The sequence below is a fragment of the Streptomyces sp. Ncost-T10-10d genome (assembly GCF_900091955.1).
Taxonomy (GTDB): domain Bacteria; phylum Actinomycetota; class Actinomycetes; order Streptomycetales; family Streptomycetaceae; genus Streptomyces.
Window position 1 is genome coordinate 22,231 of record NZ_FMDF01000146.1, and the last position, 15,452, is coordinate 37,682.

General features: G+C 69.1%; 11 protein-coding genes. 7 read left to right on the forward strand and 4 right to left on the reverse strand.

Annotated features, from left to right (window positions below):
- Positions 1-91 precede the first annotated feature (91 nt).
- The gene (locus tag GA0115254_RS26205) at positions 92-1,072 is read right to left on the reverse strand and encodes a GlxA family transcriptional regulator (RefSeq protein WP_256102776.1); all 981 of its coding nucleotides are present in this window, start codon (positions 1,070-1,072) and stop codon (positions 92-94) included.
- Positions 1,073-1,464: 392 nt separating this feature from the next.
- Here GA0115254_RS26205 and tdh point away from each other — a divergent pair, with 392 nt between their 5' ends.
- The 3 genes from tdh (at position 1,465) to GA0115254_RS26220 (ending at position 4,772) form a co-directional block, all read left to right on the forward strand.
- Complete coding sequence (gene tdh / locus GA0115254_RS26210; RefSeq protein WP_093897763.1) at positions 1,465-2,493, forward strand: L-threonine 3-dehydrogenase; 1,029 nt, start codon at positions 1,465-1,467, stop codon at positions 2,491-2,493.
- 36 nt (positions 2,494-2,529) lie between these two features.
- Positions 2,530-3,723, forward strand: a complete 1,194-nt coding sequence (locus GA0115254_RS26215) for a glycine C-acetyltransferase (RefSeq protein WP_093897764.1) — start codon at positions 2,530-2,532, stop codon at positions 3,721-3,723.
- 116 nt (positions 3,724-3,839) lie between these two features.
- A complete protein-coding gene (locus GA0115254_RS26220) occupies positions 3,840-4,772 on the forward strand; it encodes a LysR family transcriptional regulator (RefSeq protein WP_093897765.1) in 933 nt (310 codons plus the stop codon).
- A 107-nt stretch (positions 4,773-4,879) separates the two neighbouring features.
- Here GA0115254_RS26220 and GA0115254_RS26225 read toward each other — a convergent pair whose 3' ends face one another.
- Together GA0115254_RS26225 and GA0115254_RS26230 are read right to left on the reverse strand one after the other, a co-directional pair.
- Positions 4,880-5,269: a hypothetical protein gene (locus GA0115254_RS26225; protein WP_093897766.1), complete on the reverse strand. Its 390-nt coding sequence runs from the start codon at positions 5,267-5,269 to the stop codon at positions 4,880-4,882.
- An 84-nt stretch (positions 5,270-5,353) separates the two neighbouring features.
- On the reverse strand, positions 5,354-8,737 hold the full coding sequence (locus GA0115254_RS26230) for an ALF repeat-containing protein (RefSeq protein WP_176740289.1): 3,384 nt from the start codon (positions 8,735-8,737) through the stop codon (positions 5,354-5,356).
- A 791-nt stretch (positions 8,738-9,528) separates the two neighbouring features.
- On the opposite strand from GA0115254_RS26230, the gene GA0115254_RS26235 reads away from it, so the two are divergent.
- The 3 genes from GA0115254_RS26235 to GA0115254_RS26245 all read left to right on the forward strand — a co-directional run bounded on the left by GA0115254_RS26235 (position 9,529) and on the right by GA0115254_RS26245 (position 13,988).
- Entirely contained in the window at positions 9,529-10,020 is a 492-nt protein-coding gene (locus GA0115254_RS26235; RefSeq protein ID WP_370740943.1) for a hypothetical protein, read from the forward strand.
- Positions 10,021-10,369: 349 nt separating this feature from the next.
- On the forward strand, positions 10,370-11,965 hold the full coding sequence (locus tag GA0115254_RS26240) for a trypsin-like serine protease (RefSeq protein ID WP_256102778.1): 1,596 nt from the start codon (positions 10,370-10,372) through the stop codon (positions 11,963-11,965).
- Between the two features lie 178 nt (positions 11,966-12,143).
- Positions 12,144-13,988 carry an FG-GAP-like repeat-containing protein gene (locus GA0115254_RS26245; protein ID WP_093897769.1) on the forward strand — a complete coding sequence of 615 codons (1,845 nt, stop codon included), beginning with the start codon at positions 12,144-12,146 and terminating at the stop codon, positions 13,986-13,988.
- 139 nt (positions 13,989-14,127) lie between these two features.
- On the opposite strand, the gene GA0115254_RS47240 is transcribed toward GA0115254_RS26245, so the two are convergent.
- Positions 14,128-15,171, reverse strand: a complete 1,044-nt coding sequence (locus tag GA0115254_RS47240; protein WP_305137737.1) for an FtsX-like permease family protein — start codon at positions 15,169-15,171, stop codon at positions 14,128-14,130.
- A gap of 80 nt (positions 15,172-15,251) precedes the next feature.
- Between GA0115254_RS47240 and GA0115254_RS46475 the strand changes: the two genes are divergently transcribed.
- Positions 15,252-15,380, forward strand: coding sequence for a hypothetical protein (locus GA0115254_RS46475; protein WP_256102777.1), 129 nt, complete (start codon positions 15,252-15,254; stop codon positions 15,378-15,380).
- The last annotated feature ends 72 nt before the right edge of the window (positions 15,381-15,452 follow it).

Below are 15,452 nucleotides of genomic sequence, written 5' to 3' on the forward strand. Positions count from 1 at the left end.
GCTGTGCGCCCTTGCGACCCCCAGGCGGGGAAGGACAAGAAGAGAAAGTGAGACGGGGGTGGGCCCGGTGAGCTGTTCGCGAGGGAATGCGTCAACCGGCGGGCCGTAGCCGCGTCCGCAGCTGGGACGGCGGGACGCCGAGGGTCTCGGCGACCAGCCTGCGCAGCTGCCGTGCGTCGCGGAAGCCGCACCGTGCGGCGACCGCCTCGACGGTCAGGTCGGTGCCGGTCAGCAGCGTGCGGGCCCGCTCCAGGCGCAGCTGCCGCTGGTAGGCCAGCGGGGTGATCCCGGTGGCCGAGGTGAAGGCCCTGGTCAGGCCGCGCGGGGAGAGATGGGCCACGGCGGCGAGCTCGTCGAGGGTGTGCGGGGTGTCCAGGTTCTGGGCGAGGTGGTCCTGCACCCGGTGAACGGCGGGCCGGACATGGTCGCGGTAGCGCAGGAAGGGGCTGATCTGCGCGTCGTCGCCGTCCCGCCGCAGATAGAGCACCAGCTCACGGGCGACGGCGGCGGCCAGTTCCGGGCCGTGATCGCGTTCGACGAGGGACAGTGCGAGGTCGATTCCGGAGGAGATGCCCGCGCTGGTGCTGACCCGCCCATCGTGGACGTACAGCGCGGCTTCGCGCACCCGCGCCTTCGGATACCGCTCGCGCATGGCCGTGGTGAGCGACCAGTGTGTCGTGCATGCCCGGCCGTCCAGCAGCCCCGCCTCACCCAGAACGGCGGCGCCGGTGCACACCGAGGCCACCCGTGCCCCCGCGTCGTACGCGTCCCGCACCCACCGCACGGCCGCGTCCGAGACCAGCCGGTCGGATCCGGTCAGCTGTGGCCCCGGCACGAGCACCATGTCGCCCCGGCCGGCCCGCGTCTCCGCCAGCCCTTGCAGCCCGGCCAGCTCCAGTCCCTGCGCCGAACGCACCCCGCCCGTCTCGGCGACATACTCCAGCCGGTAGACGCCCCCCAAGTGGGCTGCCGCATGGAATACCTGCACCGGACCGCTCAGATCCAGCAGGTTCACCTCGGGCAGCACCAGGACGACAATCCGGCCCGTGCACACGCTGCTCACATCGTTCACCCGGACACAGTAGGTACGACTCGGCCATGTCCACGAGGTCCACCGGCGCCGCACACCGGACGGATCCGGCACCCGTGAAACCGTCGCCGGCGGGCAACGCCCGGACGCCGCTGGAGCGGGAGGCCGCGAAGCCGCACCAGCGCCGACGACGGTGCTGCGCACAGCCGACGGCCCGGCATGAAGCGGAGCTGCGGGCGTGCTTAAGAAAACCTCGATGGACCTGTGGCGCGGGGTGCGGCAGATTTCTCCGTGACGGCAGAGGATGGTGCGCGGCAGCCGATCGACGCGTGCTGCCATGCCCGTCCCTCTTTTCTTCCCCGGGCCGCAGGCTTCCTCAAGGCTGCCCCCGGCCCGGGGCACTCAACGCCGTACCAGCGCAGGGAGCCGCAGCCGTGAAGGCACTCGTGAAGCAGAAGGCCGAGCCGGGACTCTGGCTGATGGACGTGCCCGAGCCGGAGATCGGCCCCTCGGACGTACTGATCAAGGTGCTCCGCACCGGCATCTGCGGCACCGATCTGCACATCCGGAACTACGACGGCTGGGCTCAGCAGGCCGTGAGGACCCCGCTCGTCCTCGGCCACGAGTTCGTCGGCGAGGTCGCGGAGACCGGCGCCGATGTCGTCGACATCAACGTCGGTGACCTGGTCAGTGGCGAGGGCCACCTCGTGTGCGGGAAGTGCCGCAACTGTCTGGCGGGCCGCCGCCACCTGTGCCGCTCCACGCTCGGGCTCGGCGTCGGCCGGGACGGGGCGTTCGCCGAGTACGTCGCCCTGCCCGCGTCCAACGTCTGGGTGCACCGGGTCCCCGTCGACCTCGACATCGCCGCGATCTTCGACCCGTTCGGCAACGCCGTGCACACCGCGCTGTCGTTCCCGCTGGTCGGCGAGGACGTACTGATCACCGGCGCCGGACCGATCGGCATCATGGCCGCCGCCGTCGCGCGGCACGCCGGCGCCCGTAACGTCGTCATCACTGACGTCAGCGAGGCCCGGCTGGAGCTGGCCCGGAAGGTCGGTGTCAGCCTCGCTCTCAACGTCAGCGAGGAAACCATCTTCGAAGGGCAGAAGCGCCTCGGACTGCGCGAGGGCTTCGACATCGGCCTGGAGATGTCCGGGCGGCCCGAGGCGATGCGCCACATGATCGAGAACATGACGAACGGCGGCCGGATCGCCATGCTCGGGCTCCCGTCCGAGGAGTTCCCCGTCGACTGGTCCCGCATCGTCACCTCGATGATCACCATCAAGGGCATCTACGGCCGCGAGATGTACGAGACCTGGTACGCCATGTCCGTACTGCTCGAGGGCGGCCTAGACCTCACCCCCGTGATCACCGGCCGGTACGGCTACCGAGACTTCGAAGCGGCCTTCGACGACGCGGCGAGCGGCCGCGGCGGCAAGGTCATCCTCGACTGGACCTCCTGACCCGACGCCTTCGTAGACAGCTGGGAGACACCCCTCATGTTCGACTCCGTACGCGACGACATGCGCACCACCCTCGACGAGATCGAGGCCGCCGGACTGCACAAGCCCGAGCGCGTGATCGGCACCCCGCAGTCCGCGACCGTCGCCGTCACCGCGGGCGGCCGCCCCGGTGAGGTGCTCAACTTCTGCGCCAACAACTACCTGGGTCTCGCCGACCACCCCGACGTGATCGCCGCCGCCCACGAAGCGCTGGACCGCTGGGGCTACGGCATGGCCTCGGTCCGCTTCATCTGCGGCACCCAGGAGGTCCACAAGGAGCTGGAGCAGCGGCTCTCCACGTTCCTCGGCCAGGAGGACACGATCCTCTACTCCTCCTGCTTCGACGCCAACGGCGGCGTCTTCGAGACCGTCCTCGGCCCGGAGGACGCGGTCATCTCCGACGCCCTCAACCACGCCTCCATCATCGACGGCATCCGCCTCTCCAAGGCCAAGCGGTTCCGCTACGCCAACCGCGACATGGCCGACCTGGAGACGCAGCTCAAGGAGGCGTCCGGGGCCCGGCGCCGGCTCGTCGTCACCGACGGCGTGTTCTCCATGGACGGGTACGTCGCCCCGCTGCGCGAGATCTGCGACCTGGCCGAGCGCTACGACGCCATGGTCATGGTCGACGACTCGCACGCCGTCGGCTTCGTCGGCCCCGGTGGCCGCGGAACGCCCGAGCTGCACGACGTGATGGACCGCGTCGACATCATCACCGGCACCCTCGGCAAGGCGCTCGGCGGTGCGTCCGGCGGCTATGTCGCGGCCCGCGCCGAGATCGTCGCGCTGCTGCGTCAGCGCTCCCGCCCGTATCTCTTCTCCAACTCGCTCGCCCCGGTCATCGCGGCGGCCTCGCTGAAGGTCCTGGACCTGTTGGAGGCCGCAGGCGACCTGCGCGAGCAGCTCAATGCCAACACCGCGCTCTTCCGTACCCGGATGACCGAGGAAGGCTTCGACGTCCTGCCCGGCGACCACGCCATCGCCCCCGTCATGATCGGGGACGCGGCGAAGGCAGGCCGGATGGCGGAGCTGCTCCTGGAGCGCGGTGTGTACGTGATCGGGTTCTCCTACCCGGTCGTCCCGCAGGGCGCGGCCCGTATCCGCGTCCAGCTCTCCGCCGCGCACTCCACGGCGGATGTGAACCGCGCCGTGGACGCGTTCGTCGACGCGCGGGCCGCGCTGGGGGAGTAGCACCGAGGATGGGGGTGCGGTCCTGGGCCCGCCCGGCATCCCCATCCGGCAGTCCCACCCCGGGGAGCCTCGCCCGGGTGGCAGGGTTGCCTCCGTGACCTGGGACAATGGGGCACATGATCGATGCACGGCGGCTGCGCATTCTGCGTGCGGTGGCGGACCACCGCACGGTGACTGCCGCAGCCGCCGCGCTGTATCTCACGCCCTCCGCTGTCTCCCAGCAGCTTGCCGCACTGGAGCAGGAGACCGGGCACCGGCTGGTCGAACGCAACGCGCGCGGCGCCCGGCTCACCCCCGCCGGGGAGATCCTGCTGACCCACACCAACGCGGTCCTCGCCCAGCTGGAACGGGCGGAGGCCGAGCTCGCCGCGTACGGCGCGGGGGACGCCGGTACGGTCACGGTCGCCGCGTTCGCCACCGGCATCGGCCTGGTCCTGGCTCCCGCGATAGCCGAACTGACGCTCACCGCGCCCGGCATCCGGGTCCGCGTCCAGGACGCCGAGGGGGATGCGAGCGTGCCGATGGTGCTCGACCGGCAGGTCGATGTCGCGGTCGCCGTCGAGTACCGGGGCGCGCCCGGCGAGGACGACCGGCGCCTGACCCGGGTGCCGCTGTACTCGGAGCCGTTCGACGCGGTGCTGCCGGTGGGGCATCGGCTGACCTGCCGGGAACAGGTGGCGGTCGCCGACCTGGAGAAGGACCCGTGGATCGGTCCGTACCCCGGCAACCCGTGCCATGACGTGGTGGTCCTGGCCTGCGAGTTCGCCGGGTTCCAGCCGAGGCTGGAGCACTCCTCGGACGACTTCCGCGCGGTGGTCGCGCTGGCCGGCGCGGGTGCCGGGGTGGCGCTCGTGCCGCGGTCTGCGTTGCGAGGGATGGACGTCACGGGGGTGGTGGTGCGGCCGGTGGAGGGCAGCGCGCCGACCCGCCGGGTCTTCGCCGCGGTGCGGCACGGCGCGGAGGGGCATCCGCTGATCGCGCCGGTGCTCGACGCGCTGGCCACGGCGGCGGTACGGGAGGCGGCGCTGCCGCTTCCGGCCTCACCGTGACGCGCGCCGGAGGGAGGGCGGGGCTTCGGGATCTGCCCACGGCACCCCCAGTCCCGGCTCCGCCGGCGCGCGCCGTCCGGGGCGGGATCCTTGCGAGCCCGGCGCGGTCATGTCGCGAGAATGAACGCCAAGAAGTCCATGAGGACGACTGAAGCGCACACGAATCCTGCGTACCGCGAGGGGTACTCGTATTGCTCCCTCTTCACGCCGCGACGCCATTCATCGCTGTACTCAAGCAGAATCTTCCTGGACGGAATGAAGCCGATCAGCAACCCGGCCAAGGTGAATGAATACATGACCAGCATCTGCCGGGCGTTCCAGTGCTGGTACTGGGTGGCACCCACAGCGATCAGGCCGAGACAGCATGCAACGGAAGCAAGAAAGACAGCCACCGTAGCCTTGCGGGCACCGGTCAACCTCTGTACGGCCAGGCAGAGAGCGGCGGTGGAGAAGGCCGCCATGAGCAACAAGTAGGCGAGCGGGAGCCTTGCCAGCACGGTCGATCCTTTCAATTCAACAGTTCGCAAGGGCCGGCGGCGTCCTGCCGCCGACCCTTGACGCAGATCTCAGGTTCTGCTCATTCAGAATCCGAGGGATCCCAGTACGCCGGTGATCGGCGATATGAGATCGTGCCCGAACTGCGTGATCTTCGTGGCCACAGGGGCCACTACCTTGCCACCGACCTTACCCAGCGCTCCGATCCACTTGGACTGGCCGAAGGTCAGCACGCCCAACGCGGCGCTTGAGAGAGACGACTTGAACTGGCTGCTCGTCCAGCCGTAGCCGATTCCGGTGAAGACGACGTTGAGTCCGGCGAAGGCCATGGAGGAATACGCCAGGTAGCCGGCGAGGGGCTCCAGGATGGGTGCGGCGGGCGGGAAGAACAGGCCGGCGACGCCGCTGAGGGCGGCGGCGAAACCAGTACCGATGCTCAGCCAGTTGGTGGCGTTCGCCAGCCACCGCGCGTCGTCCTTCCACCAGGGAAGGCCGCCCTTGACGGTGTCATTGTCGGCTGAATCGGCTGGATTCACCCCGGCTTCCTTGGCTTTGCGCGCCTCCTCGGCCGCCTTCTTGGCCGCCTCCGCGATTTCGGCCCTCCGCTTGGTCATGGCGATCTGGTGCGCCTGGCTCGCGGCCGCCGCCGCAGTTTTCGCGTCCTTGCCGGCTTGGACGGCGGAGGCGTGGGCCGAAGCGGCCGAGGCCTGGGCCGAGTTGGCGGAAGCAACCGCTGTGCGCGCGGCATCGACGGCGCGGTTGGCGGAGAAGTTCGCCGAGCGTGCGGCCGTGCGAGCGACGGTGGCAGCCTGCTTCGCCCTGTCCGCCGAGGCCTGCGCGTCCTGGGCCGACTTCTCAGCCGTGTCCGCGTTGGCGTTCGCCTGCTTCGCATATTCGTTGGCCTGTTGGACCGACTGCTCCGCCTTGGCCGCCCACTGCACCGCGTCAGCGGCGGCGCCGCGGGCTTTCGCCGCTGCCTCCTGTGCGCGAGCGGCGTCCTCCTGCGCTTTGTGCGCGACTTTCGCGGCGGCGGCGATCGCGCCTTGCATGCCGGCGATATGAGCGGCGGAGTCGTAGTCGAGCTGCGCCGTCTTGTATTGCGCCGAGGCGAGGAAATTGCGGCGCATCCATGCGGGGCCTTCCAACGCGGCCTGGGCATGGGCCTTCGTGTACGGGCCCGCTGTGGCGAGGAGGGTGGCGGTGGCGACCGCGTCGTCCTCTCGCTGCGCCGCCTCGTACGTGGTGCTGAGGAACTTGTGCACTGCCTCGGCGGTTCCGGCGTCGAGCGCGTCATTCGCCGCCTTCTTCACCGCCTTGCCGGGGTTGCCGGACAGAACACGCGCGACAGTGACACGGTTGTCCATCGCGGCGGCCTCGATGAGGCTGCGGGTGAGGAAATTCGTGCCGGCGTCCGGGTCATCGCTCTCCAAAGCCGTGGTCGCAGCGGTGGCGACGTCCGGGGTGGAGGTCTGCGCCAGGTAGAGGACGGTCTCCCGGTCGTCCTGCTTCTGCGCGATCTGCCGGTCGGTGTCGATCCAGGCGTGGACGTCGGCGTCCGTGCCGGACAGGGCGAACCGTGAGGCCTCGCGCGACCAGGTGCCGTGAGAGTTCATCACGGCGATGGCCGCCTTGCGTCCGAGAGTGGACGCAAGGCCCGTGTCACCTGCCTTCAGCGCCGATTCCGCCTGGGAGATGAGGTCCTTCGTGGCTTGATCCGCCTGTTCGGCCTGTGTACGCCGCTCGGCGAACTCGGCCCTCTCCTGATTTTCGATCTGCGCGAGCAGGCGCGTCTCCTCGATCGCCTGCTGCGTTTCCTCGTCCAGGCGTTGCCACTCGGCCTCGCGTGCGCTCTTCTCCACTGCAACCGCTTGGACGACGGCGTCGGTGGCGGTGTTCGCGGCATTGGTGGCTTCGTTGGCGAACTCGGTGGACTTCTTCGCGTATTCGACGGCCTGGCCCGCGTACTTGACGGCCCATTCAGCAGCGTCCGCGGCCTTCTCCGCGTGGCCGGCCGCGCTGTTGGCTGCGTCGCGGGCGGTACGGGCGGCCTTCGCCGATGCGTTCGCCAGAGCTTGTGCGGTTCCAGCAGCATTGGTGGCGATCTGGGCGTTGGCGCTCGCGATCTGCGCCTGCCGCTTGGCCTCCGCGGCCTCTGCCTGCGCCTTGCCCGCGGCCGAGGCGGCCGTGGCGGAAGCGTTCGCGGCGGCGGCGGCGTCACGGGCCGCGGAAGCAGCGGCGGAGCCCGCATTCGCGGCCTGGGAGGAGGCAGTGGCCGCGTAGTCGGCGGCCGCTGCCGCGCTGCGAGCCTTGGACGCGGCGTTGCGCGCGGCGGCGGCGGCGTCCTTGGCGGCGGATGCCTTGGAGGCGTCCTTCGAAGCCGCGATCGCAGCACCGTACGCCTTGGAAGCGGCGGATCCGGCGGTGGCTGCGGCCTGGCTCGCGGCGGTGGCGGCGTAGGCGGCACGGCGAGACGCCTGAACGGCCGCGTGGGAAGCGCTGATGGCGACGCGAGCCGAGTCGGCCGCCCCCTTCGCAGACTCGGCCGCCTTGCGAGCAGCCCTGCCGGACTTGGCCACGTCATCCTGGGCCGCTGACGCCTCGGCTGCGGCCTTCTCCGCCGCTTCCTTGGCCTTTGCAGCGGCCGTGACCGCGCGGGCGGCTGCCTCCTCGGCCTGCTTCGTCCTCGCGTCGGCCCTCTTGCCCTCACGCTCCACTACCGCAACGAGTTCCTCGATCGTCGCGGCCTCCTGGTCCCGGGCGCGGGCGATGTGCTGGCCGGTTTCGAGGAACCACGCGACGTCGTCGGCGGTGCCGGACAGGGCCCGGCCGGCGTACTTCCGCACCTCAGGACCCGCCTGCACCATGGCCCTGGACACCTCGACGCGCATGTCTTCCAGGCGGGCCGTGTACTGGCCCTCGGTGAGGAACTCCTCCAGCGCGGTCTGCGTGTTCGTGTCCAACGCTGCGCTGCCCTCGCGGCGCAGGGCCTTGTCGCCGGTGGCCATCACGGTCGCGGTGGCCACGCGAAGGTCTTCCATGACGGCGGTCTTGAAACCGCCCGCGAGGTAGTCGGCGATGGCGGCGTCGCCACCATCGATCGCGGCGGAGGCCTCGCGCCGAGTGCCCTTACCGCCTCCGGCGATGGAAGTGACGATCGCGACGCGGCTGTCCTCCACCGTGGCGCTGGGGAGCTGGACGTTCAGGAAGGTCTGGACGTCCGTGTCGGAGCCGATCAGCGCCGCTTCCGCTGCGGCGCGGACGGCCTTGCCGCCCAGTAGCCACGCCTTGACGACTTTCGCCCGGTCGGTGTCGGGCAGGTTGAACGGGTCGCCGTCGTCGCCGTCTGCCGGTAATGGGGTGTCGGCCCAGGCAGCCACGGGATTGAGGACGAGGCTCGAGGTGGCGGCGACGGCTGTGGTGGCCGCGAGAGCGCCCAGAACCCGCCGCCTGCTCCAGAAGATGGTGTCCAAAATGGTCCCTTCGTGATCTGTGCCCGGCGGTGGCGCAGGCATGACAGCACTCCGCCGGACACAGTGAGTTGTCAGCCGCGCGCTTCTTCGTACACGTACGTGGACACGCCTCAGTTGGGCTGCGCGGGGCCGCGGCGTTCGATGAGGTGCGAGTGGTCGAAGGGCGAGCCGGTCCCGGCTGCCCCGCCGTCGGCGGGCCGGCCACGGTTCCCTCCGCCCTGACCGTCCGGGCGGAGGCCCTCACACGGCTGCCGGTGCAGATGCAGAAGGAGCCGACGACCCCTGATACATGCCGACGGACTTTTGTCGGACTCCAGCCCCATTGCTCCAACGGCATTTGATGCTGCCCCCCAAGGCGCTCCATGCGCGGATGAGAAGGGATACTCACACACCGTTTCGAGGTTCGTAAAGAGAAAACGGATTTCGAGAACCGATGCCGAAGTATCTGGAATTCGAGATTCCGGATCTTAATTATTTCGTTATGCTGATCCGTGCAACCTTCGAGGGCTGCTTACTTTCCAATGGAAACTATGTCCGTTATTGAGATCGATGTCTGATTTATGACAGTGGACATGTGAAGGTATTGATGATTTCAATGGTCAGACCGCGCAGGGCTGGTGAACACCGGATGAATGTCCACACGCATGCCATTTTCTTGTTCTGTGTCATCTGAAAGGTGTGGTGCGCCGGGGGCTTTCGCTGCTTTTGTGTGGTATCCGGGCTCGCCGCGGGCCCGGGTGTATGGAAGGGCTGGAACCGGTGGCCCCTGACTCGTCTAAGGAATAAATCGCATGAAGATAATTGCTCGTGCCCTTGTGGCGGGGTGCATCGCTGCGGCCTTGGCATGGTCCATGTCCGGTCCGGGTGAGTCGGCGCACGCAACCGCCTCCGTCGCCGAAGAATCTCCTGGGTATGCGGTGGAGGACTTTCGCTATCCCGGAGCCGACAAGATCCTGGCCGAGCAGGGCATCACCCTCAAGCGAGGCGACGGCCATATCATGCTCGCGGACTGCTCCAGTGGCACGGGACAGCTGGAAGTCTGGTCCCGAAAGTATCAAAAAGTCTTCTGCTTCAAGGTGACCGGGGACAGTGGATATCTGGCTTTGGAGATCCCCGCGGTCTTCTCGGTCAGGGGGAACAACTACTCGACTCAGATCGACATGACCGCCGGCGACGAAAAGAAGTCCTTCGATATCAACAAGAACGAATGGACGCCAGTGGGTGAGAGCCTCGATCCCGGACAACGCGATTTCATGCTCATGGAGATCCGTACCTCCAAGTAGCGTGCACCGCGTGCCGATCGGCGATCCGGTACACCGGTTCCAGGGTCGTCCCAGTTGTTCCTGGGAACCAGAAGGCGGTGGCCTCTCGGTCCGGCCTCACGCACACCGCGCACGCCCGGGCCGCCGCCGGTCCCGCCGCGGCGGTGATCGTGGCGCCGCCAGTCGTCGAGCGAATTTCCGTGCTACCGGCCCCACGCGTACCGAGCGGCCGTAGCACGTCCTGAAAGAGCGACACATGCGCATCCGTCCCGCTCAGTGACCAGTTGGGAGCGGATGCACCACCTCGTAGGGGACAGACATGTTAGGCAGACGTACACGCGCGGTCTGGAACGCAGCATTCTTGGCCGTCGTGGTCTCGGCCGGAGCCATCGCCGGCCCAACAGCGCAGGCGACGACGGGTGACCCGGCCGCGGAGGGGGCCAGCACCTTCACCGCGAAAATTGATGTGGGGGGCGTACGAGCCTGCTCCGGCACCCTCATCAACAACCAGTGGCTGATCACCGCAGCGAGCTGCTTCACCGAGGACCCCGCCCAGGCCACCTCCCTTCCGGCCGGCGCTCCGAAGCTGAAGTCCATCGCGACCATCGGCCGCACCGACCTCACCTCGACGACCGGTGAGACGCGGGAGATCACCCGGCTGATACCCCGTACCGACCGCGATCTGGTGCTGGCCCAGCTCGCCACCCCGGTCTACGGCCTCAGCTTCCTGCACCCGGCGACGGCCGCGCCCACCGCGGGCGAATCCTTCAAAGGCGCCGGCTACGGCCGCACCAAGGACACCTGGGTTCCCGACACCCTCCACACCGCGGACTTCACCGCCGGAGCGGTCCAAGCGACCTCGGTGAACATCGACGGCACCCCCGTCTGCAAGGGCGACTCCGGTGCGCCCGTCCTCCGGGAGAAGGACGGCCGGCCCGAACTCGCCGCCATCGTCACCAACTCCTGGCAGGGCGGCTGTCTGGGCTCGGACGAGACCCGCACCGGGGCGGTCGCCAGCCGCGTGGACGACATCCGCGCCTGGCTCACGGAGAACACCGCTTCCACCCTGGACAACTGGAACCTGCAGATGCTCACCAGGACGAGCACCGGGCTCTACCACACCATGCGCAACAGCAACGGCGACTGGACCGCCTTCGGCGACGTCCAGAAGGTCGCCGGCACCATCACCGACCTCGCCTATGCTGCGGACGCCGCGATCAAGGGGAAGAACTACGTCTTCGCCGTCGGCGGTGACGGACGCCTCTACGAGGCCAACCGCCGCCCCACCGGTGGCTGGGAGGCCTTCCGCGACATCACCGACGAAGTCGGCTCCAAGCCCGGACTGACCCGCGTCGCGGTCACCTCCACCGGTTCGGGGCTGGCGCTCATCGGCCTTGCGTCCGGCCGCGTCTACCACGCCACACAGGACGCGGACGAGAAGTGGTCCAAGTGGGGCGATGTGAGCGCCAAGCTCGGCGTGCTCGGCAACGCCACCCAGGTCACCACCGCCCAGACCTCCGGCGGAGACACGCAGATCGGTGTCGTCGCGGACAAGAAGGCATACCACGCCACCCGTCACTCAGACGGCACCTGGAGCGCATGGGGGCACATCAGCAATCTGCCCACGGGACTTGACGCGATCAACGGCATGGCCTTCGCCGGCACCGGCAGCAACCTCCAGATCATTCTCACCAGCCCCACCGGCGGCAAGAAGCACGCGATCCGCGCCGATGCCACCGGCAGCTGGAGCGCCTTCGGCGACCTCGGCAGCAGACTCGGCAACGAACCGACCATCAGCGTCGACGCCGCCAGTGTCACCCGCGAACTCCAGGCCGCTGTCGTTACCGCCGACGGGAAGGTCAAGCACATCCTGCGCCACGACAACGGCAAGTGGGACGCCACGGAACAAGTCGCCGGCTACCCCGGCACCCCCGCCACCGTCGCCCTCACCGGCAGCGCCGACTGACCACACGCGCATACCTGAGCAAGCCTCCGGGAACGCCGTCCAGTCTCGATAAGGAGGCTGGAGGGCGGAGCGAACTGCCCACAACGTCATCCGCACCCTGCCGAATGCACACCGACCACGTCCGGCACACCCCCCGGACCAGCCTCTTCGGCACACCGCCCGAGCAAAGGAACGCTACGTGCCCGTCAGACCTCCCCGTCGCGTGCAGGCCACGGCGCTACTGGCCGCAACAGCCGCGGTCGGCGCGCTGACCATCGTTACGCCGGCGCAGGCCGTTGTCGGTGACACCGTCGCCGACAACACCTATACGTTCACCGCCAAAATCGATGTCGGCGGCGAGCGCGCCTGCACCGGAACCCTTGTCGACGCCCAGTGGGTCCTGACCGCCAGCAGCTGCTTCGCTGCCGACGGGCAGCCCGCGTTCCCTGTCCCGGGCGGTGCGCCGGCCAAGAAGACCATGGCGACCATCGGCCGCACCGACCTGACGGGCACGGCCGGCAAGGTCGTCGAAATCACCGAGTTGGTGTCCCGGACGGACCGTGATCTGGTGATGGCCAAGCTCGCCGAACCGGTCACCGACATCGCACCCGTGGTACTCGCCACCAACGGACCGGTGGCCGGTGAGACGTTGCAGGCTGTGGGTTACGGTCGCACCGCGAACTCCTGGGTTCCCGACCGGCTGCACGCCGGGGCCTTCACCGTGTCTCAGGCCGATACCACCACCGTCGCGGTCACCAGGGACGGCGGCAGTATCTGCAAGGGTGACGCGGGCGGTCCCGCGCTGCGTGAGAAGGACGGCAAGGCCGAACTCGTTGCCGTCCACAGCACGTCCTGGCAGGCCGGCTGCCTCGGCTCCGACGAGACCCGCAACGGCGCCGTGGAAACCCGTCTGGACGACCTCGGCGAATGGATTCGGCAGATCCGCGCGCTGCCCCAGGAAAGCCAGGTCACTTCTGGGGACTTCAACGCCGACGGCAAGGAGGACGTAGCCGCCTTCTACGACAACGGCACGTCGACCGAGGGCAAGAACAGGTCATCACTCTTCGCCTTCTACAGCACGGGCACCGGCTTCGGCGCACCCAAGAGGGTCTGGAGCACTCCGGGCGGCTTCACCTACTCCTCCAGCAAGCTGGCCTCTGGCGATTTCAATGGCGACGGCAAGGACGACGTCGCGGTCTTCTACGACGGAGGCACCTCCGACACCGGCCGGGTTTCCTCGCTCTACACCTTCACCAGCACCGGCACCGGCTTCAGCAACCCCAAGAAGACCTGGATCAGCAGTGGGTCCTTCAACTGGGATGCCTCGAAGGTGACGTCCGGTGATTACAACGGGGACGGCAAGGACGACGTTGCCGTCCTCTACAACGCCGGGAAGTCGGCCGACGGCAAATTCATCACCTCGCTCTACACCTTCAACGGCAACAGCACTGGCTTTGACAACCCGCGCAAGACGTGGACCAGTTCGGGCTCGTTCAACTGGGATGCCTCGAAGGTGACGTCCGGTGATTACAACGGGGACGGCAAGGACGACGTTGCCGTCCTCTACAACGCCGGGACCTCGACCGACGGCAAGCTCATCACCTCGCTCTTCACCTTCGCGAGCAACGGCACCGGCTTCGACGAGCCCCGCAAGACCTGGACCAGCAGCGGGTCCTTCAACTGGAACGCCTCGAAGGTGACCTCCGGCGACTACAGCGGGGACGGCAAGGACGACGTCGCCGTCCTCTATGACCGAGGAGTCGGAGCCGACGGCAAGTTCGGCACGTCGCTCTTCACCTTCACCAGCACCGGCACCGACCTCGCCGCGCCGCGCGAAGTCTGGACCAGCACCGGCTCATTCAACTGGAACGCCAGTGGCCTGACGTCCGGCGACTACAACAAGGACGGCAAGCACGACATCGGCGTCCTCTACCGCGCCGGAACCACTGCCGACGGCCGCCGGATCGACTCCCTGTTCACCTTCACCAGTACCGGCACCGACATCAAGGCGCCGGTCAAGCACTGGACCGGCAGCGTGATCTGACTACTCGAGGTGGCGAGTCCGCCGTGCAGCGCACCGGCCGTTCTCGCCCGCCAAGGCCCGGTCCTGAACGCGAACCGTTCAGGACCGGGCACTCGTGCGTCCCAGTGGGCTGCAAGGATCCTGGTGGTGCATTCCGGTCTCAGACTCGGCGCCCCAGGACGAACCGGCCGCCGGACGACCCCGGCCACATCGTCCCCGCACCCGCCGCCACCGTCACGGCCAGCGCCAGCACCCCGTACTGCACCGGCGGCAGATACGGCACCGAACCGGCCGTCGACACCGCGAACGCCACCAGCGGGATCGCCGCGACCAGTGTGCCGAGCGCCAGGCCCGCCACCGCCACCAGTCCCGTCTCCAGGACCAGCATCCGTCTCACCTGGCGTCGGCCCGCGCCGACCATCCGCAGCAGGCGGAATTCGGGGCGGCGGCCCACCGTGATCAGGGACAGCGTGCTGATCACCGCGAGCAGGGCGAAGCCGCCGATCACCCCGACACCGATGATGACCAGGGCGTCGTCCTGGTCCGACGACGGTGGGGCGATCCGTACGTCGTCCGCCGTCGCGGTACGGACCTGCACACCCGTGTACGGGGAGAGGGCGCGCGCCGCAGCCGCGGCCGAGGCCGACCCGCCGTCCGCCGTGCGGATCAGGATCTGCTGGTCGGGCGGTGCCGAGACATGCCCGGCCAGAGCCTCGCGCGGCAGCATGAACTCGCCGATTCCCAGGGCCCGTCCGTAGAGCGCGACCACTCGGAGCCGTACCTCCGTACCGTCACCCAGGCGGAGCTTCACCGTGTCGCCGGTGCCGATGTCGAGGTCGGCGGCCCGGTCCTTGCCGACCGCGACCGTGCCCCTGCCGGTGAGGTCCGCCAGATCACCCGCCGTGACCTGCGGGTCGAGCGTGGCGGGCAGCTGGTCCGCCGTCACACCCAGCACGGGGAACCGGTCCAGCGTCGGATCGCCCATCTCACGATGGGCGAGGACGACGCTGGAGCGCAGCACACCGGTCGCCGCCTGCACCCCGGGAGCCTTGCGCACCGCCTGCGCCGCATCGGCCGGCAGCCCGGCGGCCGGACCGGTCGCCACGAGGTCCGCCCGGAGCGCGGCAGCGGCCTGCCGATCGGAGGCCCGCTCCAGCGTCGAGGCGGCCGCCAGCTGTACGCAGACGAACGCGACGACCAGCACGATCGGGGTGATCGCCGCACCGAGGCGCCGATGGTGCGCGGCGGCGGACTTGGCGGCCAGGAACCCCGGAGACCCCGCCCATGCGCCGTACCGGTGTACTGAGCACCCGCATCGCCACCCGGGCGATCCACGGACCGAGCAGCGCCACCGCGATGATCAGCGACGTCGCCGCACCCGAGGCGGCCACCGCGGCGGCCTGCCCGCCCTGAGCCGTTGCCGCGCCCGCCGAACCGACACCCGCGACGGCCAGCACCGCTCCTGCGGCCCTACGCAGCCGACCG